Origin of the sequence: Paracoccus angustae (assembly GCF_042648745.1) — a bacterium.
In the GTDB taxonomy this organism is placed as follows: domain Bacteria; phylum Pseudomonadota; class Alphaproteobacteria; order Rhodobacterales; family Rhodobacteraceae; genus Paracoccus; species Paracoccus angustae.
Window position 1 is genome coordinate 118,124 of the sequence record NZ_JBHRXY010000005.1, and the last position, 25,513, is coordinate 143,636.

28 protein-coding genes, 1 tRNA gene and 1 pseudogene are annotated in these 25,513 nt (G+C 67.3%); 24 read left to right on the top strand and 6 right to left on the bottom strand.

The window, feature by feature from the left end:
- Window positions 1–161 precede the first annotated feature (161 nt).
- The 18 genes and pseudogenes from ACFOM8_RS08940 to ACFOM8_RS09025 form a co-directional block, all read left to right on the top strand.
- The gene (locus ACFOM8_RS08940; protein WP_035302746.1) at window positions 162–1,121 is read left to right on the top strand and encodes a LysR family transcriptional regulator; all 960 of its coding nucleotides are present in this window, start codon (window positions 162–164) and stop codon (window positions 1,119–1,121) included.
- Between the two features lie 124 nt (window positions 1,122–1,245).
- Complete coding sequence (locus tag ACFOM8_RS08945; RefSeq protein ID WP_024353495.1) at window positions 1,246–3,231, top strand: conjugal transfer protein TraG; 1,986 nt, start codon at window positions 1,246–1,248, stop codon at window positions 3,229–3,231.
- A gap of 10 nt (window positions 3,232–3,241) precedes the next feature.
- Window positions 3,242–3,721, top strand: coding sequence for a hypothetical protein (locus ACFOM8_RS08950; RefSeq protein WP_024353496.1), 480 nt, complete (start codon window positions 3,242–3,244; stop codon window positions 3,719–3,721).
- Window positions 3,722–3,916: 195 nt separating this feature from the next.
- A complete protein-coding gene (gene trbB, locus ACFOM8_RS08955; protein WP_425320184.1) occupies window positions 3,917–4,864 on the top strand; it encodes a P-type conjugative transfer ATPase TrbB in 948 nt (315 codons plus the stop codon).
- Complete coding sequence (locus ACFOM8_RS08960; protein ID WP_089388652.1) at window positions 4,861–5,193, top strand: TrbC/VirB2 family protein; 333 nt, start codon at window positions 4,861–4,863, stop codon at window positions 5,191–5,193. Before trbB ends, ACFOM8_RS08960 begins: the two co-directional genes overlap by 4 nt.
- Entirely contained in the window at window positions 5,193–5,474 is a 282-nt protein-coding gene (locus tag ACFOM8_RS08965) for a VirB3 family type IV secretion system protein (RefSeq protein WP_024353499.1), read from the top strand. The genes ACFOM8_RS08960 and ACFOM8_RS08965 overlap by 1 nt, the downstream gene beginning before the upstream one ends.
- 10 nt (window positions 5,475–5,484) lie before the next feature.
- On the top strand, window positions 5,485–7,977 hold the full coding sequence (trbE, locus tag ACFOM8_RS08970) for a conjugal transfer protein TrbE (RefSeq protein ID WP_089388651.1): 2,493 nt from the start codon (window positions 5,485–5,487) through the stop codon (window positions 7,975–7,977).
- Window positions 7,974–8,747 carry a P-type conjugative transfer protein TrbJ gene (trbJ, locus tag ACFOM8_RS08975; RefSeq protein WP_089388650.1) on the top strand — a complete coding sequence of 258 codons (774 nt, stop codon included), beginning with the start codon at window positions 7,974–7,976 and terminating at the stop codon, window positions 8,745–8,747. The genes trbE and trbJ overlap by 4 nt, the downstream gene beginning before the upstream one ends.
- A 14-nt stretch (window positions 8,748–8,761) precedes the next feature.
- On the top strand, window positions 8,762–9,028 hold the full coding sequence (gene trbK-alt / locus ACFOM8_RS08980; protein ID WP_089388649.1) for a putative entry exclusion protein TrbK-alt: 267 nt from the start codon (window positions 8,762–8,764) through the stop codon (window positions 9,026–9,028).
- 2 nt (window positions 9,029–9,030) lie between these two features.
- Window positions 9,031–10,392: a P-type conjugative transfer protein TrbL gene (gene trbL, locus ACFOM8_RS08985; RefSeq protein ID WP_089388648.1), complete on the top strand. Its 1,362-nt coding sequence runs from the start codon at window positions 9,031–9,033 to the stop codon at window positions 10,390–10,392.
- Entirely contained in the window at window positions 10,389–11,078 is a 690-nt protein-coding gene (gene trbF / locus ACFOM8_RS08990) for a conjugal transfer protein TrbF (RefSeq protein ID WP_089388647.1), read from the top strand. The genes trbL and trbF overlap by 4 nt, the downstream gene beginning before the upstream one ends.
- Complete coding sequence (gene trbG, locus ACFOM8_RS08995) at window positions 11,075–12,076, top strand: P-type conjugative transfer protein TrbG (RefSeq protein WP_089388646.1); 1,002 nt, start codon at window positions 11,075–11,077, stop codon at window positions 12,074–12,076. Before trbF ends, trbG begins: the two co-directional genes overlap by 4 nt.
- Window positions 12,073–13,209 carry a TrbI/VirB10 family protein gene (locus ACFOM8_RS09000; RefSeq protein WP_089388645.1) on the top strand — a complete coding sequence of 379 codons (1,137 nt, stop codon included), beginning with the start codon at window positions 12,073–12,075 and terminating at the stop codon, window positions 13,207–13,209. Before trbG ends, ACFOM8_RS09000 begins: the two co-directional genes overlap by 4 nt.
- 2 nt (window positions 13,210–13,211) lie before the next feature.
- Window positions 13,212–13,433, top strand: coding sequence for a DUF2274 domain-containing protein (locus ACFOM8_RS09005; protein ID WP_089388644.1), 222 nt, complete (start codon window positions 13,212–13,214; stop codon window positions 13,431–13,433).
- 135 nt (window positions 13,434–13,568) lie between these two features.
- Complete coding sequence (locus ACFOM8_RS09010; RefSeq protein ID WP_089388643.1) at window positions 13,569–13,886, top strand: hypothetical protein; 318 nt, start codon at window positions 13,569–13,571, stop codon at window positions 13,884–13,886.
- Window positions 13,883–14,236 (top strand): toxin-antitoxin system TumE family protein, encoded by a 354-nt coding sequence (locus ACFOM8_RS09015; protein WP_089388642.1) that lies wholly within the window; start codon window positions 13,883–13,885, stop codon window positions 14,234–14,236. Before ACFOM8_RS09010 ends, ACFOM8_RS09015 begins: the two co-directional genes overlap by 4 nt.
- A 35-nt stretch (window positions 14,237–14,271) precedes the next feature.
- Entirely contained in the window at window positions 14,272–14,631 is a 360-nt protein-coding gene (locus ACFOM8_RS09020) for an HVO_A0114 family putative DNA-binding protein (RefSeq protein ID WP_377761030.1), read from the top strand.
- Window positions 14,632–14,633: 2 nt separating this feature from the next.
- Window positions 14,634–15,680: pseudogene (locus tag ACFOM8_RS09025) on the top strand (recombinase family protein); the annotation flags it as partial.
- Window positions 15,681–16,256: 576 nt separating this feature from the next.
- On the opposite strand, the gene ACFOM8_RS09030 reads toward ACFOM8_RS09025, so the two are convergent.
- The 4 genes from ACFOM8_RS09030 to ACFOM8_RS09045 all read right to left on the bottom strand — a co-directional run bounded on the left by ACFOM8_RS09030 (window position 16,257) and on the right by ACFOM8_RS09045 (window position 19,723).
- Window positions 16,257–16,333 (bottom strand) — tRNA-Arg (locus tag ACFOM8_RS09030).
- 227 nt (window positions 16,334–16,560) lie between these two features.
- Window positions 16,561–17,583, bottom strand: coding sequence for a hypothetical protein (locus tag ACFOM8_RS09035; protein ID WP_377761031.1), 1,023 nt, complete (start codon window positions 17,581–17,583; stop codon window positions 16,561–16,563).
- Window positions 17,584–17,657: 74 nt separating this feature from the next.
- Entirely contained in the window at window positions 17,658–18,566 is a 909-nt protein-coding gene (gene rpoH, locus ACFOM8_RS09040) for an RNA polymerase sigma factor RpoH (protein ID WP_377761032.1), read from the bottom strand.
- Window positions 18,567–18,697: 131 nt separating this feature from the next.
- Window positions 18,698–19,723 carry an RluA family pseudouridine synthase gene (locus tag ACFOM8_RS09045; RefSeq protein WP_377761033.1) on the bottom strand — a complete coding sequence of 342 codons (1,026 nt, stop codon included), beginning with the start codon at window positions 19,721–19,723 and terminating at the stop codon, window positions 18,698–18,700.
- On the opposite strand from ACFOM8_RS09045, the gene ACFOM8_RS09050 reads away from it, so the two are divergent.
- Window positions 19,722–20,027, top strand: a complete 306-nt coding sequence (locus tag ACFOM8_RS09050; RefSeq protein ID WP_377761034.1) for a DUF6476 family protein — start codon at window positions 19,722–19,724, stop codon at window positions 20,025–20,027. The genes ACFOM8_RS09045 and ACFOM8_RS09050 overlap by 2 nt on opposite strands.
- On the opposite strand, the gene ACFOM8_RS09055 is transcribed toward ACFOM8_RS09050, so the two are convergent.
- Window positions 20,018–20,266, bottom strand: a complete 249-nt coding sequence (locus tag ACFOM8_RS09055) for an accessory factor UbiK family protein (RefSeq protein ID WP_154762875.1) — start codon at window positions 20,264–20,266, stop codon at window positions 20,018–20,020. The genes ACFOM8_RS09050 and ACFOM8_RS09055 overlap by 10 nt on opposite strands.
- Before the next feature lie 162 nt (window positions 20,267–20,428).
- On the opposite strand from ACFOM8_RS09055, the gene lgt reads away from it, so the two are divergent.
- The 5 genes from lgt to dacB are packed head-to-tail and all read left to right on the top strand — an operon-like array spanning window position 20,429 to window position 25,070.
- Entirely contained in the window at window positions 20,429–21,316 is an 888-nt protein-coding gene (gene lgt / locus ACFOM8_RS09060; protein WP_377761035.1) for a prolipoprotein diacylglyceryl transferase, read from the top strand.
- On the top strand, window positions 21,313–22,371 hold the full coding sequence (locus ACFOM8_RS09065) for a class I SAM-dependent methyltransferase (RefSeq protein WP_377761036.1): 1,059 nt from the start codon (window positions 21,313–21,315) through the stop codon (window positions 22,369–22,371). Before lgt ends, ACFOM8_RS09065 begins: the two co-directional genes overlap by 4 nt.
- Entirely contained in the window at window positions 22,355–23,119 is a 765-nt protein-coding gene (gene pgeF, locus ACFOM8_RS09070) for a peptidoglycan editing factor PgeF (protein ID WP_377761037.1), read from the top strand. Before ACFOM8_RS09065 ends, pgeF begins: the two co-directional genes overlap by 17 nt.
- On the top strand, window positions 23,119–23,709 hold the full coding sequence (locus ACFOM8_RS09075; protein WP_377761108.1) for a nicotinate-nucleotide adenylyltransferase: 591 nt from the start codon (window positions 23,119–23,121) through the stop codon (window positions 23,707–23,709). The genes pgeF and ACFOM8_RS09075 overlap by 1 nt, the downstream gene beginning before the upstream one ends.
- Entirely contained in the window at window positions 23,706–25,070 is a 1,365-nt protein-coding gene (dacB, locus tag ACFOM8_RS09080) for a D-alanyl-D-alanine carboxypeptidase/D-alanyl-D-alanine endopeptidase (protein WP_377761038.1), read from the top strand. The genes ACFOM8_RS09075 and dacB overlap by 4 nt, the downstream gene beginning before the upstream one ends.
- On the opposite strand, the gene ACFOM8_RS09085 is transcribed toward dacB, so the two are convergent.
- On the bottom strand, window positions 25,071–25,493 hold the full coding sequence (locus tag ACFOM8_RS09085) for a tellurite resistance TerB family protein (protein ID WP_377761039.1): 423 nt from the start codon (window positions 25,491–25,493) through the stop codon (window positions 25,071–25,073).
- Window positions 25,494–25,513: the final 20 nt, after the last annotated feature.

The following is a 25,513-nucleotide window of genomic DNA, read 5'->3' on the forward strand; positions in this document are numbered from 1 at the left end:
AGTCACCTATGCGCAGTAGGCGACATAGTAGGAGGGGTAATCCAATGCGTCATTCTAAGGGAGCCAAGCACCTGCGTCTGCTACGGCGTGGAACAAAGCACTGTAGTGGCATTTGAGCGATGCGGCGGCGATCAGCACCGATGGATGGTTGCCCATGGGGTATGCCGACCACGCTCGGATCGCGTATCCCCCTCGCATCGCTGATCCAGACACTCGCCGTCGCCGAATATCTGAACTTCCGCCACGCCGCCAATGCGCTCGGCGTGGCGCAATCCAGCGTCAGCGCCCGCGTGAAGGCGCTGGAAGAAGACCTTGGTATCCTTCTGTTCGAGCGTCACGCGCGCGGCGTCCGACTGACCGAGGCCGGACACCACTTCGTCGAGCGGATAGCGGCCGGCGTCGATCAACTGGACCATGCAGTGAAGACCGCCGGCATGGCGGCAGCGGGAGAAAGCGGCCGGCTTCGTATCGGTATCCATGCCCTGATCCCGCACAGCTTCCTCGCAAAGCTGATCGGCCAATACCGCGAGGACCATCCCGGCGTTGAAGTCGAGATGACGGAAGGGACAGCTCGCGAAGCGGTGATGCAGCTTCGCGCCGACCGGCTGGACGTGGTGTTTGTCGCGGGCACGCCCGAGCTGCCAGACTGCCACACCCACCCGATCTGGACCGAACAGTTGGTTGCCGTGCTGCCGGATGGGCATCCACTCGCCGGGCAGTCGGCCGTCACATGGGCCGATCTGGCAGGCGAGACGTTTCTTGTCCGGCATGGCGGCACAGGTCCGCAGGTTCATAGCCATATCGTGCTGCGCCATGCCGGGCGCTGGCCCGCGCCGTCAATCCTGCGCTTCGACGTGGGGCGTGGCGCGCTGCTGTCCATGGTCGGACAGGGCTTCGGCATCACCATCGTCGGAGCAGCTACGGCGCTGCTGCCCACGTCCGGCATCGTCTTCCTGCCTTTCGCCGATGAGCCAGAGCCGGTTGCGTTCACCGCCGTCTGGTCGCCGTTCAATCGCAGCGCCACCCTGAAAAACCTGCTCAACCTTGCAAACAATATGAGGCGTTGCGGCGATTCGCCCGGCCAGTTGCGCAGCGGCGATCACCCGGCCGGATGGCGGTGAACGCAACCCGTCCTATTTGCCGCCGATAGTATCCGGTAGCCCTCCCGCACCCCCTTTCCTGTTGCCTGTCCGGTTTTGCCTACTCTCTGATCGGCTCCGTTTCTTTTGCCGACTGGAGCCTGCATTGCGCGGAGGCCGAATCCTTTGGGGTCAAATCGCTGTCGTCTTCACCATCGTTCTGGTGATGGTGTGGGCAGCGACGCAATGGACGGCGTTCCGCCTCCGCTTCCAGCTCCAGCTTGGCAATCCGTGGTTCGAGCTGGCGGGCTGGCCGGTCTATTATCCGCCGGCCTTCTTCTGGTGGTGGTTTTCGTTTGACGCCTATGCGCCCGCAATCTTCGTCGAAGGTGCCATCATCGCGGCGTCCGGCGGTTTCATCGCCATCGCCGCCGCCATCCTCATGTCGATCATCCGGGCACGGGAGGCGCGCAACGTCGCCACCTATGGTTCGGCGCGATGGGCGGAGGATCGCGAAATCCGCGCCGCCGGTCTGCTCGGCCCCGATGGCGTGGTGCTCGGCAGATACGACCGGCACTATCTGCGCCATGACGGGCCGGAGCATGTGTTGTGCTTCGCCCCGACTCGCAGCGGCAAAGGTGTCGGGCTGGTGGTACCGACGCTGCTGACATGGCCGGGAAGCTGCATTGTCCACGACATCAAGGGCGAGAACTGGACTCTGACGGCCGGCTTTCGCGCCCAGCATGGCCGCGTCCTGCTGTTCGATCCCACGAACGCCAGATCGTCCGCCTACAATCCGCTGCTCGAAGTGCGGCAGGGGGAATGGGAAGTCCGCGACGTGCAGAACATCGCGGATATTCTGGTCGATCCCGAAGGCAGTCTCGACAAGCGCAACCATTGGGAAAAGACCAGCCATTCGCTGCTGGTCGGCGCGATCCTGCATGTTCTCTATGCGGAGAAGGACAAGACCTTGGCGGGCGTCGCCAACTTCCTGTCCGATCCCCGCCGTCCGGTCGAGGCGACCTTGCGCGCCATGATGGATACGCCGCATCTCGGCGAGGCGGGCGTTCATCCCGTCATCGCGTCGTCGGCCCGCGAGCTGTTGAACAAATCCGAGAACGAACGGTCGGGCGTGCTCTCCACCGCCATGTCGTTTCTCGGCCTCTACCGCGATCCCGTGGTGGCGCGGGTGACGGCGCGATGCGACTGGCGCATTGCCGATCTGGTCGGCAGCCGCCAGCCCGTCACGCTCTACCTTGTCGTGCCGCCGTCCGACATAAACCGCACAAAGCCGCTTATCCGCCTGATCCTCAACCAGATCGGCAGGCGGTTGACCGAGGAATTGACCACCTCCGGCAAGCGCCATCGGCTGCTATTGATGCTGGACGAGTTTCCGGCGCTCGGCCGGCTCGATTTCTTTGAATCGGCGCTCGCCTTCATGGCGGGCTACGGAATCAAAGGCTTCCTGATCGCGCAGAGCCTCAACCAGATCGAGCGCGCCTATGGCCCGAACAACGCGATCCTCGACAACTGCCACGTCCGCGTCAGCTTCGCCACGAACGACGAAAGGACGGCGAAGCGTGTTTCAGACGCATTAGGCACGGCGACCGAGCTGCGCGACTCCACCAACTACGCAGGGCACCGCCTAGCCCCGTGGTTAGGTCACTTGATGGTGTCGCGGCAGGAGACGGCCCGGCCGCTGCTCACGCCGGGCGAAATCATGCAGCTTCCACCCACCGACGAAATCGTCATGGTCGCGGGCACGCCGCCGATCCGCGCCATCAAGGCGCGCTATTTCGAGGATGCGCGATTGCAGGAACGCATCCTGACCCCGCCCGATCTGGTCGCCGCTCCGCTGGCGCCCAGCCCATCCGCCGATGATTGGTCCGGCCGCGTGGTCGCGGCGGAAAGCCGTTCCGCGACGTGCGGAAGCGAGGCCGAAGGCGATCCGGCCAATGCGGGCATCCGCCGCGAGCCGGAATTGCCCGAGCATGAGGAAATCGTCGCCCCGCCGCCATCCCCCGAACAGGAGTTCGAGTTTCTGGACGACGAGCCGGACGTTGACGCGGCCAAGGCCCGCGCCATGCGCCAGCGCATGAGGATGGTGGCGCGGCAGGTGGCGATGAACCCCGATGATGGAATCGACCTTTGAGGATACGCCCATGGCAACCAGAACCCGCCTGAATCTCTATTTCGACCCCGCGCTCATTCCACAGATCGAGGCGATGGCGCTGCGCCGCTCGGTGGCGCTGCGCCGCAATGTCTCGAAATCCGCCATCGTTGAGGCGGCGGTCATGTCCTACCTGTCCGGCGATTCCGCCGACCAGCTTGAAGCCGCCATGTCGCGCCGCTTGGACAAGCTCGGCCGCCAGATCGACACGCTCGACCTAGATCTCGCCGTCCTTGGCGAGGCGGTCGCGCAGTTCATCCATTTCTGGATGACCCTCACGCCGCCGCTTACGGGAGCCGCACAATCCGCTGCCCGCGCCAAAGGCGCGGAGCGCTTTGAGGGCTTCATGCAGAATCTCGGACGGCGTCTGGCGACGGGCGACAGGTTCCTCAAAGAGCTGTCGCGTGACCTCGACTCACTTCCCGACGATCCGTTGCCGGACGAGTCCGAGAGCAACGGCGATCAAGAATAAGTATTCGGACCCATCCTATTTACCGCCGTTCGCCGCCGATCACCGCACGCAGCTAGATACTTGTTGAACCGGCCAGATTTCGGCCTCTCTTAATCGACCCCGATCCGGGGATGGCCTGTCGCGTCCCCGCAAGAAGCCGGGGCCGACATGACCACCAACCACCAAAGACCGGAAGCCATTGCGCGCGGCGCACGCATGTTGCGCACCGCGCTCGGCCCCGCCATTGCCCGGCTGCTCGAAGACCCGGCCGTGGTCGAGGTGATGTTGAACCCGGACGGGCGGTTGTGGATCGACCGCCTGTCCGAAGGGCTTTCCGATACGGGCGAGCGCCTGTCCGCCGCCGATGGCGAACGCATCGTTCGGCTGGTCGCGCATCATGTCGGCGCGGAGGTTCATGCCCGCAGCCCGCGCATCTCGGCCGAGCTGCCGGAGTCTGGCGAAAGATTCGAGGGCCTGCTGCCACCCGTGGTCGCCGCCCCGACCTTCGCCATCCGCAAGCCCGCCGTCGCCGTGTTCAGCCTCGACGACTATGTGGCGGCGGGGATCATGTCCACCGATCAGGCCGCGACGTTACGCGCGGCCGTTTCCTCCCGCGCAAATATCCTCGTGGCGGGCGGCACCAGCACCGGCAAGACCACGCTGACCAATGCGCTGCTCGCCGAGGTGGCGAAGACGGCGGATCGCGTCGTCATCATCGAGGATACGCGCGAGCTGCAATGCGCCGCGCCCAATCTAGTGGCGATGCGGACGAAAGACGGCGTGGCGACGCTTTCCGATCTGGTGCGTTCCTCGCTGCGCCTGCGCCCCGACCGCATCCCCATCGGCGAGGTGCGCGGATCGGAAGCCCTCGACCTCCTGAAAGCGTGGGGAACGGGACACCCCGGCGGCATCGGCACCATCCATGCAGGCACCGGCATCGGTGCGCTCCGTCGCCTTGAACAGCTCATCCAAGAGGCTGTCGTCACCGTCCCGCGCGCCCTGATCGCCGAGACAATCGACCTTGTTGCTGTCCTTTCCGGGCGCGGTTCCGCGCGCCGGCTTGCCGAGCTTGCCCGCGTCGAAGGGCTGGGGCCGGACGGCGACTACCGCATCACGCATCCCATCCTTTCGGCAATCCCCACCAGCACAGGAGAATCTTCATGATCCGCACGCTCACGCGCGGCTATCGCATCGCCGCGACCGCCGCATCCACCCTTGCCATCAGCCTCATGCTCGCCCCGGCCGCCCATGCGTCGGGATCGTCGATGCCGTGGGAGCAACCGCTTCAGCAAATCCTTCAGTCCATTGAGGGACCCGTCGCAAAAATTATCGCGGTGATAATTATCATCGCCACCGGCCTGACCCTCGCGTTCGGGGACACCAGCGGCGGCTTTCGCCGTCTGATCCAGATCGTGTTCGGCCTGTCGATTGCTTTCGCCGCGTCGAGCTTCTTCCTGTCGTTCTTCTCGTTCGGCGGCGGGGCGCTCGTTTGATGGCCGTCGCGTTCGAGCAACTGGACGCCGTGCCGGGCTTCACGGTCCCGGTTCACCGGGCGCTGACCGAACATATCCTGCTCGGCGGCGCTCCGCGCGCCATCGCCATCATGAACGGAACGCTGGCCGGAGCCGTGGGCCTCGGCCTGCGCCTCTGGCTGATCGGCATCGCCATCTGGGCAATCGGCCACTTCGCGGCCGTATGGGCGGCAAAGCGCGATCCCCTCTTTGTCGAGGTCGGGCGGCGGCATCTCCGCATCCCCGGTCATTTGGCGGTTTGAGGGTGCAGCCATGATGAACCTTTCCGAATTCCGCCGCACCGCCGCGCGCCTCTCTGATTATCTGCCATGGGCCGCGCTGGTCGGTCAGGGCGTTGTGCTCAACAAGGACGGCAGTTTCCAGAGGACGGCGAAGTTTCGCGGTCCCGATCTGGATTCCGCCGTCGCGGCCGAGCTAGTCGCCGTCGCCGGCCGCATCAACAATGCCGTGCGCCGCCTCGGCTCCGGCTGGAGCATCTTCGTCGAGGCGCAGCGCAGCGAAGCCGCCACCTATCCCGACAGCACCTTTCCCGATCCCGCGTCGGCGCTGGTCGATGCCGAGCGTAAGGCCGGTTTCGAGGAAGCGGGCGCGCATTTCGTGTCCGGCTACTTCCTCACCTTCCTCTGGCTGCCCCCGGCCGAGGAAGCCGCCCGCACTGAGGCATGGCTCTACGAGGGCCGGGAGAAAACGGGGGTGGACCCGTGGGAAGTCCTGCGCGGCTTCATCGACCGCACCGACCGCGTGCTGGCCTTGCTTGACGGCTTCATGCCCGAGTGCCGTTGGATGGATGACGGCGCGACGCTGACCTATCTCCATTCCACCATCTCGACCAACCGGCATCGTGTGCGCGTGCCCGAGGTGCCCATGCACCTCGACGCGCTGCTCGCCGACCAGCCCTTGACCGGCGGGCTGGAGCCGCGCCTTGGCGACGCGCATCTGCGCGTGCTGACCATCGTGGGATTCCCGACCGCGACGACGCCGGGCCTGCTCGACGAAATGAACCGGCTGCCGTTCCCATATCGGTGGAGCACCCGCGCGATCCTGCTCGACAAGACCGATGCAACCCGGCTGCTGACCCGCATCCGTCGCCAATGGTTCGCCAAGCGCAAGAGCGTCGCCGCGATCTTGAAAGAGGTCATGACAAACGAGGCGTCCGCGCTTGTGGACACCGACGCCGCCAACAAGGCGCTCGACGCCGACATGGCGTTGCAGGAGCTTGGGGCGGACGTGGCGGGCATGGCCTACGTCACGGCGACCGTCACCGTATGGGATGCCGACCCGCGCCTTGCCGACGAGAAGCTGCGCCTGGTCGAGAAGATCGTTCAGGGCCGCGACTTCACCGCCATGCCCGAGAGCGTCAACGCGGTTGATGCATGGCTCGGCAGCCTGCCCGGACACGCCTACGCGAATGTCCGTCAGCCGCCCATCAGCACTTTGAATCTCGCCCACATGATCCCGCTATCGGCGGTGTGGGCGGGGCCGGAACGGGACGAGCATTTCGGTGCGCCCCCTTTGCTCTATGGAAAGACCGAAGGCTCAACCCCGTTCCGGTTTTCCCTCCATGTCGGCGATGTGGGCCACACCCTTGTCGTCGGCCCGACCGGCGCGGGCAAATCCGTGCTGCTGGCGCTCATGGCGCTCCAGTTCCGGCGCTACGAGCGCAGCCAGGTTTTCGCCTTCGACTTCGGCGGCTCGATCCGCGCCGCCGCGCTCGCCATGGGCGGCGACTGGCACGACCTTGGCGGCGGGCTGACAGAAGGGGCCGAGGCGTCCGTCTCGCTCCAGCCGCTTGCCCGCATCCAGGACACCTATGAACGCGCATGGGCGGCGGACTGGATCGCCGCCATCCTCATGCGCGAGGGGCTGACCATCACGCCCGAGGTGAAGGAGCACCTTTGGACGGCGCTGACCTCGCTCGCCTCCGCGCCGGTCGAGGAACGCACCATCACCGGCCTCAGCGTGCTGCTGCAATCCAACGATCTGAAACAGGCGCTACGCCCGTTCTGCGTCGGCGGTGCCTATGGCCGGCTGCTCGACGCCGAGACAGAGCATTTGGGATCGGCGGACGTGCAGGCGTTCGAGATCGAGGGCCTTGTCGGGACCGGCGCGGCCCCGGCCGTCCTGTCCTACCTGTTCCATCGCATCGGCGACCGGCTCGACGGGCGGCCGACGCTGCTCATCATCGACGAGGGTTGGCTTGCGCTGGACGACGAGGGGTTCGCCGGCCAGCTCCGCGAATGGCTGAAAACGCTGCGCAAGAAGAACGCCAGCGTCGTCTTCGCCACGCAAAGCCTGTCCGACATCGACGGCAGCAACATCGCGCCCGCGATCATCGAGAGCTGCCCGACGCGGCTCTTGCTCCCGAACGAGCGCGCCATCGAACCGCAGATCACGGCCATCTATCGCCGCTTCGGCCTCAACGACCGCCAGATCGAAATCCTCGCACGGGCCATGCCCAAGCGGGACTACTATTGCCAAAGCCGCAGGGGCAATCGCCTGTTCGAGCTTGGCCTGTCGGAAGTCGGCCTCGCGCTCTGCGCCGCATCCGCCAAATCCGACCAGACGCCCATCACGCAGATCGTCACTGAGGCCGGCCGCGACGGCTTCCTCGCCGCATGGCTACAGGCGCGCGGCGTCGATTGGGCGGCCGACCTGATCCCGAACCTCACCAATCTTGCCGACCGGCCGGAATCCGCCGCGCCGGCCCGGCTCGATACCCACCCCACACAGGAGATTCTTCCATGACCTATTCCAAGATCGCCGGGGCTTCGGCCCTCGCGTTGGCGCTTGCCGTGCCCGTCGCGCTTTCGCCGATGGCGGCGGCACCGGCCCACGCCCAGCTTTTCGGGCGCATCGTCTATGACCCGTCCAACTACGCGCAGAACGTCCTCACGGCTGCCCGGACGCTGGAGCAGATCAACAATCAGATCACCTCGCTCCAGAACGAGGCGCAGATGCTCATCAATCAGTCCCGCAATCTGGCGAGCCTGCCGTATTCCTCGCTCCAGTCGCTCCAGCAGAACGTCCAGCGCACGCAACAGCTTCTCGGCCAAGCGCAGAACATCGCGTTCGAGGTCGGGCAGATCGACCAAGCTTTCCAGCAGCGTTATGGAAATGTCTCGCTTTCGGCGACCGACGCCCAGCTTGTCGCGGATGCGCGCTCGCGTTGGGAAAACACGGTCGGCGGCTTGCAGGACGCCATGCGCGTGCAGGCGGGAGCTGTCGGCAACATCGACAGCAACCGTTCGGAGATGGCGGCGCTTGTCGGTCAGAGCCAAGGCGCGACCGGGGCATTGCAGGCTACGCAGGCCGGCAACCAGCTTCTCGCGCTTCAATCGCAGCAGCTTTCCGACCTGATCGCGGTCATCTCTGCGAACGGCCGCGCCGACGCGCTGACGGAGGCGGAGCGTGCGACTGCCGCCGAACAGGGCCGCATCCAGCGCGAGCGGTTCCTGACGCCCGGCAACGGCTACCAGCCGGGCAACGCGCGGATGTTCAACAACGGCAACAACTGACGGGGAGGCTCGCCATGGACGGCAAGATGCTGGCCCGGCTCGGGGCCGTGGTGTTCGTTGCGATTGCCTTGACAGTAACCGCAATCGACATGGCGCGGAAGGACGAACCTTCTGCGCCGCCCCCAGCGCCGGTCCTACAGCCGCCGACTGACCCGCTCCGCGAGAACCTGCGCCGTTGCCAGCGGCTCGGCGAGGCGGCGGCGAGTGACGCCGACTGCCTCGCCGCATGGGCAGAATCCCGCGACCGTTTCCTCGGCCGTGACCGCAGCGAGGCGCGCTGACCATGGGCAATACGGGCGTCATCGACAATTTCCTCGGGGTTTTCACCTCCTACATCGACAGCGGGTTTGGCCTGCTCGGCGGCGAGGTGGCGTTCATCGCCACCACCCTGATCGTTATCGACGTGACGCTCGCTGCACTGTTTTGGGCATGGGGCGCGGATGACGACATTATCGCGCGGCTGGTCAAGAAGACCCTGTTCGTCGGCGTCTTCGCCTACATCATCAGCAATTGGAACAACCTCGCCCGGATCGTCTTCGAGAGCTTCGCCGGTCTTGGCCTGATGGCGTCGGGGACCGGCTTTTCCGTCGAAGACCTGATGCGACCCGGCCGCGTGGCACAGACCGGCCTCGATGCCGGCCGCCCGCTGCTCGATTCCATTTCCGACCTGATGGGCTGGATCGCGTTTTTCGAGAACTTCATCCAGATCGCGTGCCTCCTGTTTGCATGGGCGCTGGTGGTGCTGGCGTTCTTCATCCTCGCCATCCAGCTTTTCGTCACGCTGATCGAGTTCAAGCTGGTGACGCTCGCCGGCTTTGTGCTGATCCCCTTCGGCCTGTTTGGGAAGACCGCCTTCATGGCCGAGCGCGTGCTTGGCAACGTCGTGTCCTCCGGCATCAAGGTTTTGGTGCTCGCCGTCATCATCGGTATCGGCAGCACCTTGTTTTCGCAGTTCACGGCAGGTTTCGGTGGCGCGACCCCGAGCATCGACGACGCCATGGCGATTGTGCTCGCCGCGCTGTCGCTGCTCGGCCTCGGCATCTTCGGTCCCGGTATCGCCAACGGCATTGTTTCGGGCGGTCCCCAGCTCGGCGCGGGCGCGGCCGTGGGAACCGGCCTTGCGGTTGGAGGCGCAGCCGTCGCCGCTGGCGGCGCGACCATGCTCGCCGCCAAGGGCGGTGCCGCCGCCCTGTCCGGCGGGGCCGCGGCCGTCCGCGGAGGTGCGGCCACCGCGGGCGCGGCGACCGCAGCCTATAGCGTCGGCTCGCTCGGCCAGTCCGGCGCGGCCGGTGTCGCCTCCGGCCTAGGCGGTGTCGCACGCGCCGCAGGCTCGGCCGCCATCTCGCCTCTCAAGCGCGCCGCCGCTCGCGCCAGCGAATCCGTCAAATCCAGCTTCTCCGATGGCGCACGCGCGGCCTTTGGCGTGACCGGCGGTTCTTCCAGCGCAGGCACGGTCGGCGGCGCGAGCGCCGATCCTGTCGCATCGCCGGCCGGCCCGGCTGGCAACCCTCCCGCTTGGGCGCAGCAGATGCGCCGCTCGCAGGCCGTGAACCACGGCACGACCATGGCCGCCCATGCGGTGCGCTCCGGCGACAGCCACGGCTCCGGTTCCTCCGTCAACCTTTCCGAAAGTGACCGCTCATGAGCATCTTCAAACGACCGGCAACCCATTACGGCAAGACGCCGGAACCCGAGACGCCTTATCAGCGCGCCGCGCAGGTTTGGGACGAGCGCATCGGCTCGGCCCGCGTGCAGGCGCGGAACTGGCGGCTTATGGCCTTCGGCTCGCTGATCCTGTCTGCCGGCTTTGCGTCCGCTCTTGTCTGGCAGTCCGCACGCGGGACCGTGGTGCCGTGGGTGGTGCAGGTGGACAATCTCGGACAGGCGCAGACCGTCGCGCCCGCCAATGCCGACTATCGCCCGACCGATCCGCAGATCGCGTTCCATCTCGGCCGCTTCATCGAACAGGTCCGCGCTATTCCGGCCGATGCGATCATTGTCCGTCAGAACTGGCTTCGCGCCTATGAATGGACCACGGATCGCGGCGCGTCGGCATTGAACGATTATGCCCGCGCCAATGATCCTTTCACCAAGGTCGGCCGCCAGCAGGTCGCCGTCGAAGTGTCCAGCGTCATCCGGGCATCCCCCAACAGCTTCCGCGTAGCGTGGACGGAACGCCATTTCGAGAACGGCCAGCTTTCCACCACGGAACGATGGACGGCCATCCTGACCATCGTCATCCAGACCCCGCGCGACGCCGAGCGCCTGCGCGCCAATCCGCTCGGCATCTACGTCAATGCAATTTCGTGGTCGCGGGAGATGAGCCAATGAGAACGATCACCCGCACCCCGGCAATCGCGGCCGTGCTGCTTTCGGCCACCATGCTCGCAGGCTGCGCCACCAACCGGACGCCACAATTCAGCTACGACGCCAGCGTGCCGCCGCTCCCGACCGTGCAGGCGGCGGCGACCGACAACACGCCCCGGCCGCTGCATGTCCCGCCCGCATGGACCGTGGCGCGCGGCGGCACCGCCGCAGGCACGCCGACCGGCCGCGTCGAGAACGCCAATGCCGCCGCCCGAGTCGAGCCGCGCCGGGAAGGCTACTACAACGCGATCCAGATATATCCGTGGTCGGAAGGCGCGCTCTATCAGGTCTATGCCGCAGTCGGACAGATCACGACCATTGCGCTGGAGCCGGGCGAAAGCCTGACAGGCGCGGGGCCGATCGCGGCCGGCGACACCGCCCGATGGATCATCGGCGACACCGAGAGCGGCAGCGGTGCAAACCGCCGCGTCCATATCCTCGTGAAGCCGACGCGGCCGGACATTTCCACCAACCTTGTCGTCACCACCGACCGGCGCACCTACATGATCGAGCTGCGCGCGCGGGAATCGCTCTACATGCCCGCCGTCGCATGGGCCTATCCCACACCGCCGGCAGGCCAGCGCCAGACCGTTCCCGCCGCGCCGGTCATTCCGGCCGAGGCGGCGCGGAACTATCGCTACGCCTTGCAGGTGCAGGGCGACAGCCCGCCATGGCGGCCGGTTTCCGTCTTCGACGATGGCAGGCGCGTCTATGTCGTCTTCCCGGCCGGCATCGTGCAGGGCGAGATGCCGCCGATCTTCGTGCTCGGCTCCGATGGCGAGCAGCAGATCGTCAATTCCCGTATCCATCAGAACGTCCTGATCGTGGATCGCCTGTTCGGCGCTGCCGAACTGCGCCTTGGCAGCGGCAATCGCCAGCAGGTCGTCAGGATCGTCCGCACCAACCCGACGCAGGCCGCCGCCGCGCAGCCCGCCAGCGCGACCGGAGACACCCCGTCATGACAGACAACACCATCACCGACACCACCGCGCCCATGCGGCTGCGCGCCGAGCCGCCCCGTGTTACGCGCCTGTCGCGCAAGATGCTGGCAGGCGTCGGAGGCGTCGCGCTGCTCGGCATCGGCGGGGCGCTGATTTACGCGCTCCAGACCCGCGATGCAGGACCGGGCGGCGACGAACTCTATTCGACCGAGAACCGCCCCACGGCGGACGGCTTGTCCGGCTTGCCGCGCGACTACACCGGCCCTGTCCTGGGGCCGGCATTGCCCGGCGACCTCGGCCGTCCGATCCTCGATGCGCAGAACAGGGGGCAGCCGGTCGCGCCCCCCGTCATGACGACGCCCGCCGTCGATCCCGAGGAACAGCGCCGCCGCGCCGAGGAAGAAGCCGCACGCTTAAGCACCGTGTTCTTCCAGTCCGGGCCGCGCACGGGAGCGCCAGCAGGAACGGCCATGCCCGGCCTTGCCGGTCTCGGCCTTGGTGGACAGCCCGCGACACAGGACCGACACGCAGCTTTCCTCAATGGACCCGTGGACCGGCAGACGGTCGCGCCGGATCGCGTCGCGCCGCCGGCCTCGCCCTACATCCTTCAGGCCGGGGCCGTGATCCCGGCCGCGCTCATCACCGGCATCCGTTCCGACCTTCCGGGCCAGATCACCGCGCAGGTGACGGAGAACGTCTATGACAGTCCCACCGGCTCGCTGCTACTGATCCCGCAGGGCACCCGCATCATCGGCCAGTATGATGACGGCGTTACCTTCGGCCAGCGCCGCGTGTTGCTGGTCTGGAACCGCCTGATCCTGCCGGGCGGCCGCTCTATCGTTCTGGAGCGGCTGCCGGGCGCGGACGCATCGGGCTATGCCGGGCTTGAGGATGGTGTCGATTATCACTTGTGGGATCTGATGAAGGCCGCAGGGCTGTCCACGCTGCTCGCGGTCGGCTCGGAGCTGGCGACCAGCGACGAGGACCGGCTGATCCGCGCCATCCGCGACGGCGCGCAGGATACCGCCAATCAGGCCGGCCAGCAGATCGTCCAGCGCCAGTTGCAGGTCGTGCCCACGCTCACCATCCGCCCCGGCTTCCCGGTCAGGATCATCGTCACCCGCGACCTTGTATTCGAGCCGGCAGGAGGTTGACCATGGCCAAGCTGAAACTCGGCCCGCTGCCCGACGACAAGCCCGTGAAGGTGACGGTGGAGCTTCCTGCTCCGCTTCACCGCGATCTGATCGACTATGCCGAGGTTCTGGCCCGCGAGAGCGGCCAGCCTGTCACCGATCCCATGAAGCTGATCGTGCCGATGCTTGATCGGTTCATGGCCACGGATCGGGGGTTCGCCAAGGCCCGGCGAGCCGCAAGTTAAGTCCCATCCCGGCAGGGGTGCCGCCAGCGCATCAACGCAAATGCGGCACGCTACAGGTCGCCGGTTGCCCTCCATGGTTCGCTTAATTCCGGGGCGTTGAGCGCCCCGGAATCCACCAGAACCAAGGAGGATTCCATGTGCGCAGAGCGCCGCCGCGCCCGCAAGGGGCGACCGCGACAGTCGATCCCCGCGCCACTTCCCGACGATCTTTTCGACTACGCTGACGATCCCACGCCGGACGGCCGGACGCGAGCCGGCAACACGCCGCTTCTAGGCCCGGACGGACAAAGGATGCGCGTCACCGACGATTGGCCGGAGGATATTCCCGTCACCGAGGCCGAGATCGACGTGTTCGAGCGTTGGTTCGGCGATGTGTTCGACGAACTCCTGAACCCGAAAAAGCCGGATGATGGCTTGCAATTCCTATCACATACTGATAGGAAAAAGATGTGAGCGGGCATCGTGATCCGGGCCTCGACACGCTTCTGGACCTTGATGGACAGATGCTTTTTGTCGATCCCGAGGGCGGCTATTGGGTGAAGTTCGTCGTCACCCGCGTTCCGGCATCGCCGGAAAAGCCGCATGGCCTCGATTACTCGCTCACGCTTCACGGGCCTTCGGGCGAACGGCTGGTTGGCTTCGATAATGCCCATCCGGTCGGCCGAGGCAGACGCGGCGAGCCGATGGACCATCGGCACCGCTTCCAGACCGTGAAGCCCTATGCCTACGAGGACGCGGCCACGCTGCTGGCCGATTTCTGGCAGGCGGTGGACGCGGTGTTGAAGGAGCGAGGTGCCCTATGACCACATTGAAAGTCGGGATTGCCGACTATGAAGAAATGAAGGCCCGCACCATGCGGATCGCGCGCGGTGAGGAAAAGCCCGCGCCCGGCGATCCGAAGGTGTGGTTCACCTCGACCGAATCCTTCGCCAAGGTGCTGTCGGCAGGGAACCGCGAGTTGCTTCGCGTCATCGCCGAGAAAGCCCCGGCATCGCTGGAAGAATTGGCGGAAATCACCGGCCGGGCCGGTTCCAATCTGTCACGCACCCTCAAAACGATGGAGAGCTACGGCCTTGTGCGGCTTGAGCCGGGGCATGGGCGCAAGCTTGCGCCCAAGGTGGTCCATGATCGGGTGGAGCTGGCGTTGCCCCTGATCGACCGCCCCAAGGCGAAGAAGGCTATGGGAGACCGGCCATGAATATGCACAGCCCAACCGTTACCGCCCGCGCCGCCCTCTACCTGCGCGTCTCGACTGCCCGGCAGGCCGAGCATGACATTTCCATTCCCGATCAGAAGCGGCAGGGCGAAGCCTATTGCGAGCAACGCGGCTATCAGCTCGTTGAGACTTATGTTGAACCGGGCGCGACGGCCACCAATGACAAGCGCCCCGAGTTCCAGCGCATGATCGAGGCGGGCACGTCCAAGCCCGCGCCCTTCGATATTGTTGTGGTCCATTCGTTCAGCCGGTTCTTCCGCGATCACTTCGAGATGGAGTTCTACGTCAGGAAGCTGGCGAAGAACGGCGTCAAGCTGGTGTCCATCACGCAGGAGATGGGCGACGATCCGATGCACCAGATGATGCGGCAGATCATGGCGCTGTTCGACGAATATCAGTCGAAGGAAAACGCCAAGCACGTCCTGCGCGCCATGAACGAGAACGCCCGGCAAGGCTTCTGGAACGGCGCACGGCCACCCATCGGCTATCGCATCGTCGCGGCCGAGCAGCGCGGATCAAAGACCAAGAAGAAGCTGGAGATCGACCCGCTGCACGCCGACACCGTGCGGCTGATCTATCGCCTGTTCCTTGAAGGTGATGGCACGTCCGGGGCAATGGGCGTCAAGGCCATCGCCACCTATCTCAACGAGCGCCGTTTCTTCACCCGCGACGGCGGGCGTTGGGGACTGGCGCAAATCCACGCCATCCTGACCCGCACCACCTATATCGGCGAGCACAGGTTCAACACGCGCTCGCACAAGGACCGGGAGAAGAAGCCGGAGAGCGAAGTCGCCATCATGGCGGTGCCGCCCCTGATCGAGCGCGAGGTTTACGATGCGGTGCAAGCCCGCCTGAAATCCCGCAACCCCATGGTGACGCCGGCCCGCGTCTCCAGCGGCCCGACGCTGCTCACCGGCATCTGCTTCTGCGCCAAATGCGGGGGCGCGATGACGCTTCGCACCGGCCAAGGCAGCACGGGCGCGACCTACCGATATTACACCTGCTCGACCAAGGCACGGCAGGGCAAGACCGGCTGCAAAGGCCGCACGATCCCGATGGACAAGCTCGACCACCTTGTCGCCGATCATATCGGGGATCGGCTGCTCCAGCCCAAGCGGCTGGAAACCATCCTCGCCAGCGTCATCGACCGCAGGCAGGAGCGCACCGAGCGCCGCCGAGAGCATCTGGCCGAGCTTCACAGGCGAATCACGGAAACAGACCAACGGCTCGGCCGGCTCTTTGACGCCATCGAAGCCGGCATGGTCGATAAGGACGACGCCATGGCGAAAGAGCGCATGGCGAGCCTCAAGGCGATGCGGGATCAAGCCGCCGCCGACGCGGAGCGCACGCAGCTTGCTCTCGACAGTTCAGGTAATCAGGGCGTCACCCATGACATGCTCAAGGGATTCGCCCGCAAGGCTCGCGAACGCATACGCCTCGACGATGGCGGCTATCGCCGCGACCACCTGCGCGCGCTTGCGCAGCGCGTCGAGGTTGCCGACGACGAGGTTCGCATCATGGGATCGAAGTTGGAATTGCTACGAACGCTGGTCGCCGCTTCTAGCGTAGAAACGGCGGCGTTCGGCGTTCAGAGTTCTGTTCTGAAATGGCGCACCCATCAGGATTCGAACCTGAGGCCTCCACCTTCGGAGGGTGGCGCTCTATCCAGCTGAGCTATGGGTGCCTACTGCTTACGCAGTGCTTACGCGGTTTTCGAGCGAGTGTTAACCCCAAAAATCGAAGCCCGCAAGTTACTGTTTTACTTCTACTTTTTTACTCACTCGTTCACATTGCCGGACTTGACATCCGCCTTCGGAGGGCAGCGCTCTATCCAGCTGAGCTACGGGTGCCTGGGGCCGTGCATAACCGCACTGATGCGGGCGTGCAACGGCGAAAACGACCGGAAGGCCCTCAGCCCGCGCAGATCTGTTGCAAGGCAAGCCATTGTTCGTCCGTCAGCAGCGGACGGGCAGGGGGCGCGGTGCGGAACGGATCGCCCTCGATCAGGGGCAGGACGGTCTGGCCGGTGGGGTCGATGGAGCGGGCATAGGGCTCGGCGGGAATGCCGCGTTCGCTCAAGGCCCGCAGCAGGTCTGCATCCGCGGGCCGGGGCGCGGGTTGCAGCAGCAGCGCGTCGCCGAATCCCGCCATGGCGTCGCGCGGCAGGTGGCCCAGCGTCATCAGCCGCAGCGAGGCCCCGAGGCCCGCATGGCGCATCGCGGCCGCCTTCAGGTCCGGCTCTGCCGTTGCCAGCCGGGCGGAGACCAGATGCGCAGCGGCGGCCTCGGGGCCAGGGGCGGCGCGCAGCAGGTCGCTGCCGATGACATACAGATCGCCCGGCAAGCGGCGCGCGCCGCCCAAGGGTCCGGGAACGACACGGATGATGGCGCCAGGGTCCAGCAGGTGGGGCGCCAGGTGATCCAGCACCGCCTGGCCGGATTCGCGGGCGCAGACCTTGCCCGCGCTTGTTTCCAGATCGGCCAGGATGGCCGTGCCGATGTCTCGCGCCTGCGCCGGAGGCGCGATGCGCGCCGCATGGGCCACCAGCGCCCCGGGCAGCCAGAAGGCCAGGCCGCCCAGAACCGCAAGGACCGCCAGGACAACCAGCACGCCGCGCAACCGGCCGGAATGGGCGCGATGGCTGGCCACGGCCCCCTGAACCCGGGAAATCGCGTCGATCATCAGGGGATCGTCGATGGCGACCGTTTCATCCGTTCCGTCTGCCCCCGGGGCATACAGGGCGGGCAAGGCGCCGGGGTTCAACTGCATGACCGCCGGCAGGGACCAATGCGACAGCGGCCGGTCGGTGCGGGGATCGGACAGCACCAGCGTGGCCTCTCCCAGGGATACGATGACCTCGCGCAAGGGCGCCCCGGGGGCCGCGCGCCACGACCCCTGGGCTTCGAGCCGTTGAAATTTGGTGAGCGCGGTCATCGGGTCCGGTCTGCCTTCGTTTCGCCGACCATAGCGCGCGGCAATGGCAGGTCAATTGCGCCCGCCAAGACAGGTCAGACCGCCCCTTCGGGCACCCGCATCCCCTTTTCGCGAGCCAGCACCCGCATCCGGTCCTGCAACTTCTCTAAGGCGCGGACCTCGATCTGGCGGATCCGTTCGCGCGACACGTCGTAGCGCGCCGAGAGATCCTCAAGCGTCAGGGGATCGTCGCGCAGCCGGCGTTCGATCAGGATGTCCTTTTCGCGCTCGTTCAGCACGTCCATGGCCTGCATCAGCATCTGCCGCCGGGTGTCCAGTTCCTCGGATTCCGCGAAGGCCTCGGCCTGGTTGGCGTCCTCGTCCTCGAGCCAGTCCTGCCATTGCGAGGTCGACTCCCCCTCGCCCGAGCCGACCGTCGCATTCAGGGATGCGTCGCCGCCCGACAGGCGGCGGTTCATCTCGATCACCTCCTGCTCGGTCACGTTCAGGTCGTTGGCGATCAGGGCGACGTTCTCGGGGCGAAGGTCGCCTTCCTCCAGCGCGCCGATGCGGGACTTGGCCTTGCGAAGGTTGAAGAACAGCTTCTTCTGCGCACTGGTCGTGCCCATCTTCACCAGCGACCAGGACCGCAGGATGTATTCCTGGATCGAGGCGCGGATCCACCACATCGCATAGGTCGCAAGGCGGAAACCCTTTTCCGGGTCGAACCGCTTGACCGCCTGCATCAGGCCGACATTGGCTTCGGAAATCACCTCGGCCTGGGGCAGGCCGTATCCGCGATAGCCCATGGCGATCTTCGCGGCCAGCCGCAGGTGAGAGGTGACCAGCTTGTGCGCGGCCTCGCTGTCCTGGTGGTCGGCCCAGGCCTTGGCCAGCATGTATTCCTCCTCGGGTTCCAGCAGGGGGAACTTGCGGATCTCTTGCAGATAGCGGTTCAGGCCCTGTTCGGGACTGGGGGCGGGAAGGTTTCCGTAACTCGCCATGGTGCTGGCCTTTCGCATATGCCCGGGGAACGCGACCTGCGCGCGTGAGGTTCCGGCGACCTCGACGGGGGTTTGGAGGATACTCTGTGCATAAAACCTGAACGCGACAGCGCGGCGCCTTCACGATGTCGTCATGTGGCGGCCCGCAGCGCCTCCAGCAGCGCCTGCATGTCGGCGGGCAGCGGGCTGTCGAAGAACAGGGGCCGGCCCGTCACGGGGTGGTCAAAGCCAAGATGCGCCGCGTGAAGCGCCTGCCGGGGAAAACCCGCGACCGCCCCGGCCGCCGCCGCGCCAAGCGCCTTGACCGAGGCGCGCCGCGCCCCGCCGTAGACCGGATCGCCGATCAGCCCCAGGCCCGCATGGGCCATGTGGACGCGGATCTGGTGCGTCCGCCCGGTTTCCAGGCGGCACTCGACCAGCATGGCCGCCGGCGGGGTTCCGAAGCCTTCCAGCATCCGCGCCCGCGTCACCGCATGGCGGCCCTTGTCGAAATAGACCGCCTGCCGTTGCCGGTCCGTGGCATGGCGGGTCAGGCGCGAGGTGATCTTCAGCACCGCCCCGTCCTCGAAGCTGACGCCGGGCGTGCCGCGCAGGCGGGGATCCGCCCCGTCGATCACCCCATGGGCCAGCGCCAGATAGCGGCGCTGCGCCGTGTGCGATTCGAACTGCGCGGCAAGGCCGTGATGGGCGCGGTCGGATTTCGCGACCACCAGCAGGCCCGAGGTGTCCTTGTCGATCCGATGCACGATGCCGGGGCGCTTTTCGCCGCCGATCCCCGACAGCGTGTCGCCGCAATGGGCCAGCAGCGCATTGACCAGCGTTCCGCTGGGCGAACCGGGGGCAGGGTGGACGACCATGCCTGCGGGCTTGTCGATGACGATCAGGTCGTCGTCCTCGAAGGCGATGACCAGCGGGATCGCCTCGGGCCGGGTTTCCACGGGGTCGGGGTCGGGGACGTGGATCAGGTAATCCTGCCCCTCGGCCACGCGGGCTTTGCCGTCGCGAACCACGCCGTCGGGGCCGCTGACTGCGCCGTCGGCGATCAGCCGGGCCAGCCGCGACCGCGACAGGGCCGCCGCCTCTGGCACCGCCAGGGCAAGCGCCTTATCAAGCCGCTCGGGCGGATTGGGTGGAATGGTGACAACAAGGTTCGACATGGACAAGGATGATAGCGACTGGAAAACGGCGGCGAAAGCGGTGCCAGAGCTGCGGCTGCTGCGCTGGCTGGTAACGGGGCTGGCGCTGGTGATGGGCCTTGGCATGATCGCCATCGTCGCGCTGCTGTGGGTGCGGCTTGGGCAGCCGGTGTTGCCCGACCTGCCGGATGCGATCACGCTGCCCGACGGCGCCCGGGCCGAGGCCGTGACCTTCGCCCGCGACTGGATCGCGGTCGTGACCGATGCGGGCGAGGTTCTGCTTTACGACCGTTCCGGCGCGCTGCGCGACCGCGTTCAGCCCTGACGGCCCGCCTCCATCGCGTCCAGCCGGGCCTTCAGCTCGGCGTTCTCGGTGCGGGCCTTGATGGCCATTTCGCGCACGGCCTCGAATTCCTCTCGGGTCACGAAGTCGCGATCGGCCAGCCAGCGGTCGATCCAGCCCTTCATGGCGGTTTCGGCCTCGGCCTTGGCGCCGTGGGCCACGCCCATGGCATTGGTCATCAGCTTCGAGATGTCGTCAAAGAACTTGTTTTGCGTGGTCATTTGGCCTTTGCCCCCGATACGTGCTTGCCCGTCTATATGGGCCGTGCGGCGCGGGGGTTCAATGCGGTCGATGCCGCGATTGCACAATCGCGGACCCGGACGCCCCCGTTGACACCGCGCCCGCGCCGACTAGCGTGCGCCGCGCAAACGCCCCGAGGCCCCATGATCCCCTTTCCGCCCATCGCCCCCGAAATCTTCACCATTCAGCTGGGCGGCCTGACGCTGTCGCTGCGCTGGTATGCGCTGGCCTATCTGGCGGGGCTGCTGATCGGCTGGCGCATCATCGTGGCGATGATGCGCCGGGACCGCCTGTGGGGCGACCGCGCGCCGATGGCGGCCGACCGCGTGGACGACCTGCTGACCTGGGTGATCCTGGGGGTGATCCTGGGCGGCCGGCTGGGCTTCGTGCTGTTCTACGAGCCGGGATTCTACCTGGCCAACCCGGCCGAGATCATCAAGGTCTGGCAGGGCGGGATGAGCTTTCATGGCGGTTTCGCGGGCGTGATCGTCGCCGCATGGCTGTTCTGCCGCGCGAACGCCATCCCCCCCTTGCGACTTGCGGATGCGATGGCGGTTGTCGCGCCCATCGGCATCTTCTTCGGCCGCATCGCCAATTTCATCAATGCCGAACTGTGGGGCCGCCCCACAGACCTGCCCTGGGGCGTGATCTTTCCGGGCGAGGCCGCGCAGGCCTGTCCCGGCGTCACCGGCCCCTGCGCCCGCCACCCCAGCCAGCTTTACGAGGCGGGGCTGGAGGGGCTGCTGCTTGGCCTGATCCTGCTGGCCCTGGTTCGGGGCGGCGGCCTGCGGCGGCCGGGCCTGGCCTTTGGGGTCTTTCTGGCCGGATACGGTCTGGCGCGGATGTTCGTGGAACTGTTCCGCGTGGCCGACGCGCAGTTCATCACGCCCGGCAATCCCCTGGGCCACGTGATCGGCGGGCCGGTGATCGGCCTGACCATGGGGCAGGTGCTGTCCCTTCCCATGGTGCTGATCGGGCTGGCCCTGGTTCTTCGCGCCTGGCGCCGCCCGGCGGTGGCTGCCGCCGCATGACGCCGCTGGCCGACATCATCGCGGCGCGCATCCGGGCGGCGGGGCCGATCACGCTGGCGGACTACATGGAGATCTGCCTGCTGCATCCGCGCTTTGGCTATTATGCCACGCGCGATCCCTTCGGCGCGAAGGGCGATTTCACCACCGCCCCGGAAATCCACCAGATGTTCGGGGAACTGTGCGGCTTGGCCCTGGCGCAGGCCTGGATGGACCAGGGCCGCCCCGCGCCCTTTACCCTGGCCGAGCCGGGGCCGGGGCGCGGCACGCTGATGGCCGACATGCTGCGCGCCATCCGCCTGGTGCCGGGCATGGCCGAGGCAGCCCGGGTCGCGCTGATCGAAGCGTCCCCCCATCTGCGCCGGATCCAGCGGAACCGGCTGGGCCCGGCCGCGCATCTCGACAGCGTCGAGGAACTGCCGGACAAGCCGTTGTTCCTGATCGCGAACGAGTTCTTCGATGCCCTGCCGATCCGGCAGTATCAGCGCACCGAGGCCGGCTGGGCCGAACGCATGGTCGGCCTGTCGGACGACGGGTTGCGTTTCGGTCTTGGTCCCGTGGTCCAGGTGCCGCGCAGCGGCCGGCCCGGCGATGTTGTCGAGGAATGTCCCGCCGCCCCGGCTATCGTGGAGGCCATCGCCCGCCGCATCGCCGCGCATGGCGGGGCGGCGATCCTGGTCGATTACGGCGGCTGGAACGGCTATGGCGACACCTTTCAAGCCCTGCGCGACCACGCCCCGGAAGACCCGCTGGCCCGCCCGGGCGAGGCCGACCTGACCGCCCATGTCGATTTCGCGCCCTTGGCCGCCGCCGCGGTCCGGGCCGGCGCCGTCGCCTCCCGCCCGATCCGCCAGGGCGACTGGCTGCTGTCGCTGGGGGCGGCGCAGCGGGCCGAACGGCTGACCGCCGCCGGAGACGCCACCGCAACGGCGGCGCTTCGGCGCTTGACCCACCCGGACGAAATGGGTCACCTGTTCAAGGCCATGGCGATCTGGCCGAAAGGGGCGCCCCCGGTGCCCGGATTTGACGCGCTGAGGCTTCATGCAGACCACGCTTGAGATCCTGACCTACCCCCTGCTGTGCGATGTGAACCACGGGTTCTTCACCCGCAAGGGCGGCGCGTCCTCGGGGCTGTTCTCGGGGTTGAACTGCGGCCGCCGGTCGACCGACCAGACCGATATGGTGGCCCTGAACCGCGCCCGTGTCGCCACCGCCATGGGCGTCCCCGCCGAGGCGCTGGCGACCGTGAAGCAGGTCCATTCCGCCGATGTGATCACGCTGACGGACGCCCACGACATTCCCGTGATCGCCAACACCGAGGCCGACGGCATCGTCACCGCCCGCCGCGGCGTGGCCCTGGCGGTGCTGACCGCCGATTGCCAGCCGATCCTTCTGGCCGATGCGGATGCGGGCGTGATCGGCGCCTGCCACGCGGGCTGGCGCGGCGCGCTGGACGGCATCATCGAGGCCACGGTCGATGCCATGCGCGCCCTTGGCGCGGCCCGGATCCGCGCCGTGATCGGTCCCACCATCAGCCAGCGCGCCTACGAGGTCGGTCCTGATTTCATGGACAGCTTTCTGGCCGAAGACCCCCGCCACGGCCGCTTTTTCAGCGGCGGTCCCAACGGACGGCCGATGTTCGACCTGCCTTCCTTTGGCCTAGAGCGTCTGCGAGATGCCGGCGTGGAGGCCGAATGGTCCGGCCATTGCACCTATTCCGATCCGGCCAAGTTCTTCAGCTATCGCCGCGCCACCCATGAAGGCGAGGCCGATTACGGCAGGCTGATCTCGGCCATCACGCTTTGATCCGGGCGGGACTTCCCGTGGCGGCGCCGGGGATGCGCATCGGCCTGCTGGGCGGATCCTTCGATCCGGCGCACGAAGGCCACGTCGCCATCACCGAGGCCGCGATGCGCCAGTTCGGGCTGGACCGCGTCTGGTGGCTCGTGTCGCCCGGCAATCCCTTGAAGACGCGGGGGCCCGCGCCGATGGCGCAGCGGCTGGCCCATGCCCGCCGGCTTCTGACCGATCCCCGCATCGTCGTGACCGACATCGAAAGCCGCCTTGGCACGCGCATGACGGCGGACACCCTTGCCGCGCTGAGGCGGCTTTATCCCGGCGCGCGCTTCGTCTGGCTGATGGGATCGGACAACCTGGTCCAGTTCCACCGCTGGGACCGCTGGAAAGAGATCGCCGCCACCGTCCCCATCGGCGTGCTGGCCCGGCCCGGATCCCGGACCGCGGCCCGCCATACCAGGGCCGCACAGGTCATGACCGGCGCCCGCCTGCCGCTGTCGCAGGCCGGCACGCTGGCCCTGCGCAAGCCGCCTGCCTGGGTGCTGGTCAACCTGCCGATGTCGCGCGCCTCCTCGACCGCGCTGAGGGCCGGGCGATGATGCGGCGGCGCAGCCTTCTGGCGGGCCTTGCCGCGCTGCCGGCGGCACCGGCCTGGGGCCGCCCGCCCGCCAAGCCGGCCTTTCCGGCCGGTCCCCTGGTCGCCACGGCCGGTCTGCCCGGCGTCGTCGCCTATGCGCGCACCGACCTGCCGGGCGACGGTCTGGCGGATGCCGCGCTGGCCGCCGCCCCGATGATGCCCGCCAGCACGCTGAAAACGGTGACGGCGCTGTATGCCCTGGCGAAACTGGGCCGCAGCCGGAGCTTCGCCACCCGCGTCATCCGCGCGGGCGACACCCTGGTTCTCGCAGGCGGAGGCGATCCCGTGCTGTCCACCGACGATCTTGCCCGGCTGGCCGCCGACCTCGCCGCGACCGGGCTGCCCGCGCCCGCGCGCTTTGCCGTGTGGGGCGGCGCCCTGCCGCGGATCGAGGAGATCGCGCCCGCGCAGGCCGACCACCTAGCCTACAACCCCGCGCTGTCGGGGATGATGCTGAACTTCAACCGCGTGCATCTGGACTGGCGGCAGGGCGGCTCGCGGATGTCGCTGGAGGCGCGGGCGGCAAGCCATTCCCCCCGCGCCTATTCGATCACCGCAACGGCGGGCGACGGACCGGACCTGTTTTCCTGGCGCGAGGACGACGGCCGGGAACGCTGGACCCTGTCGCGCGGCGCCATCGCCCGCCCCGGCAGCCGCTGGCTGCCCGTCCGCAAGCCGGAACTCTATGCGGGCGACGTGTTCCAGACGCTGTGCCGGGCCAAGGGGCTGGTGCTGCCCGCGCCCGAAGTGGTCGACGACCTGCCCCCGGGCGAGGTGGCCGCCGCCCACGCCAGCCCGCCCTTGGAGGAGATCCTGCGCGGGATGCTGCATTTCTCGACCAACCTGACGGCCGAGGTCGTGGGCCTTCACGCCAGCGGCGCGGCGGAACCGGCGGGTTCGGCCCGCGCGATGATGGCGTGGCTGACGGAACAGGGCCAGGGCAGGGACTTCGTGCTGGCCGATCATTCCGGCCTGTCGCCCGTCAGCCGCGTGACGGCGCAGGGCATGGCGCGGCTGCTGGCGGGGCCGGGGCTTGCGGCGGGCCTGCCCGACCTGCTGAAGCCGGATCCGCTGGACGAGGATCTGGGTCGCGACCCCGCTGGGGCCGGGCGGATCCGGGCCAAAACCGGGACGCTGAACTTCGTGTCGAACCTGGCGGGCTATCTGTCCCGGCCGGACGGCAGCCGGTCGGCCTTCGCGATCCTGGCCGCCCGCCCTTCGCGGCAGGCGGCGACGGCGGGGCAGGAACTGCCCGCAGGCGTGCTGTCCTGGACGCGCGAGGCCAAGCAGCTTCAGCGCGACATCCTGGCGATCTGGTCCTGACTACAGCACCCGGTGGCGCACCTGGGCCGACAGCTCGATGGCTGCGGCGTGCAGGCGGGGGATGTTCAGCTGGTGCCGGATCTCGGCCAGCATCGCCACTTCGTTCTCGTAAAGCCGCCCGTCCGCGGCGCCCACGTCGCAGGCCAGGGCATAGGCCGTTTCGTACAGCTTTTCAGGCAGCGCGTCGCGCACCAGGCCGAACAAGGCGTCGATCCCGTCCTCATGCTCGAACAGGGTCATCACCGTCTGGCTGACCGCCCGGATCCGGTCCTCGTCGTATTCCGCAAAGACCGGCGCATGGTCCACGTTCCGCTGGATCGCCACCAGTTCCGACGTGCGGTAAGTCTGGTCCGACGCCAGCACGGCCACCATCACCGCCACCAAGGCATCGCAGGGCGAGAACGAGGGCAGGTCGATGGTCATGTCTTGTCCCTTGGCAACCG

What these genes read in the sequence shown, in the direction of transcription:
- ACFOM8_RS08940 (WP_035302746.1), top strand. Translation starts at nt 162, where the DNA reads ATGCCGACCACGCTCGGATCGCGTATCCCCCTCGCATCGCTGATCCAG.
- ACFOM8_RS08950 (WP_024353496.1), top strand. Translation starts at nt 3,242, where the DNA reads ATGGCAACCAGAACCCGCCTGAATCTCTATTTCGACCCCGCGCTCATT.
- trbB (WP_425320184.1), top strand. Translation starts at nt 3,917, where the DNA reads ATGTTGCGCACCGCGCTCGGCCCCGCCATTGCCCGGCTGCTCGAAGAC.
- ACFOM8_RS08960 (WP_089388652.1), top strand. Translation starts at nt 4,861, where the DNA reads ATGATCCGCACGCTCACGCGCGGCTATCGCATCGCCGCGACCGCCGCA.
- ACFOM8_RS08965 (WP_024353499.1), top strand. Translation starts at nt 5,193, where the DNA reads ATGGCCGTCGCGTTCGAGCAACTGGACGCCGTGCCGGGCTTCACGGTC.
- trbE (WP_089388651.1), top strand. Translation starts at nt 5,485, where the DNA reads ATGATGAACCTTTCCGAATTCCGCCGCACCGCCGCGCGCCTCTCTGAT.
- trbJ (WP_089388650.1), top strand. Translation starts at nt 7,974, where the DNA reads ATGACCTATTCCAAGATCGCCGGGGCTTCGGCCCTCGCGTTGGCGCTT.
- trbK-alt (WP_089388649.1), top strand. Translation starts at nt 8,762, where the DNA reads ATGGACGGCAAGATGCTGGCCCGGCTCGGGGCCGTGGTGTTCGTTGCG.
- trbL (WP_089388648.1), top strand. Translation starts at nt 9,031, where the DNA reads ATGGGCAATACGGGCGTCATCGACAATTTCCTCGGGGTTTTCACCTCC.
- trbF (WP_089388647.1), top strand. Translation starts at nt 10,389, where the DNA reads ATGAGCATCTTCAAACGACCGGCAACCCATTACGGCAAGACGCCGGAA.
- trbG (WP_089388646.1), top strand. Translation starts at nt 11,075, where the DNA reads ATGAGAACGATCACCCGCACCCCGGCAATCGCGGCCGTGCTGCTTTCG.
- ACFOM8_RS09000 (WP_089388645.1), top strand. Translation starts at nt 12,073, where the DNA reads ATGACAGACAACACCATCACCGACACCACCGCGCCCATGCGGCTGCGC.
- ACFOM8_RS09005 (WP_089388644.1), top strand. Translation starts at nt 13,212, where the DNA reads ATGGCCAAGCTGAAACTCGGCCCGCTGCCCGACGACAAGCCCGTGAAG.
- ACFOM8_RS09010 (WP_089388643.1), top strand. Translation starts at nt 13,569, where the DNA reads ATGTGCGCAGAGCGCCGCCGCGCCCGCAAGGGGCGACCGCGACAGTCG.
- ACFOM8_RS09020 (WP_377761030.1), top strand. Translation starts at nt 14,272, where the DNA reads ATGAAGGCCCGCACCATGCGGATCGCGCGCGGTGAGGAAAAGCCCGCG.
- ACFOM8_RS09035 (WP_377761031.1), bottom strand. Translation starts at nt 17,583, where the DNA reads ATGACCGCGCTCACCAAATTTCAACGGCTCGAAGCCCAGGGGTCGTGG.
- rpoH (WP_377761032.1), bottom strand. Translation starts at nt 18,566, where the DNA reads ATGGCGAGTTACGGAAACCTTCCCGCCCCCAGTCCCGAACAGGGCCTG.
- ACFOM8_RS09050 (WP_377761034.1), top strand. Translation starts at nt 19,722, where the DNA reads ATGGACAAGGATGATAGCGACTGGAAAACGGCGGCGAAAGCGGTGCCA.
- ACFOM8_RS09045 (WP_377761033.1), bottom strand. Translation starts at nt 19,723, where the DNA reads ATGTCGAACCTTGTTGTCACCATTCCACCCAATCCGCCCGAGCGGCTT.
- ACFOM8_RS09055 (WP_154762875.1), bottom strand. Translation starts at nt 20,266, where the DNA reads ATGACCACGCAAAACAAGTTCTTTGACGACATCTCGAAGCTGATGACC.
- lgt (WP_377761035.1), top strand. Translation starts at nt 20,429, where the DNA reads ATGATCCCCTTTCCGCCCATCGCCCCCGAAATCTTCACCATTCAGCTG.
- ACFOM8_RS09065 (WP_377761036.1), top strand. Translation starts at nt 21,313, where the DNA reads ATGACGCCGCTGGCCGACATCATCGCGGCGCGCATCCGGGCGGCGGGG.
- pgeF (WP_377761037.1), top strand. Translation starts at nt 22,355, where the DNA reads ATGCAGACCACGCTTGAGATCCTGACCTACCCCCTGCTGTGCGATGTG.
- dacB (WP_377761038.1), top strand. Translation starts at nt 23,706, where the DNA reads ATGATGCGGCGGCGCAGCCTTCTGGCGGGCCTTGCCGCGCTGCCGGCG.
- ACFOM8_RS09085 (WP_377761039.1), bottom strand. Translation starts at nt 25,493, where the DNA reads ATGACCATCGACCTGCCCTCGTTCTCGCCCTGCGATGCCTTGGTGGCG.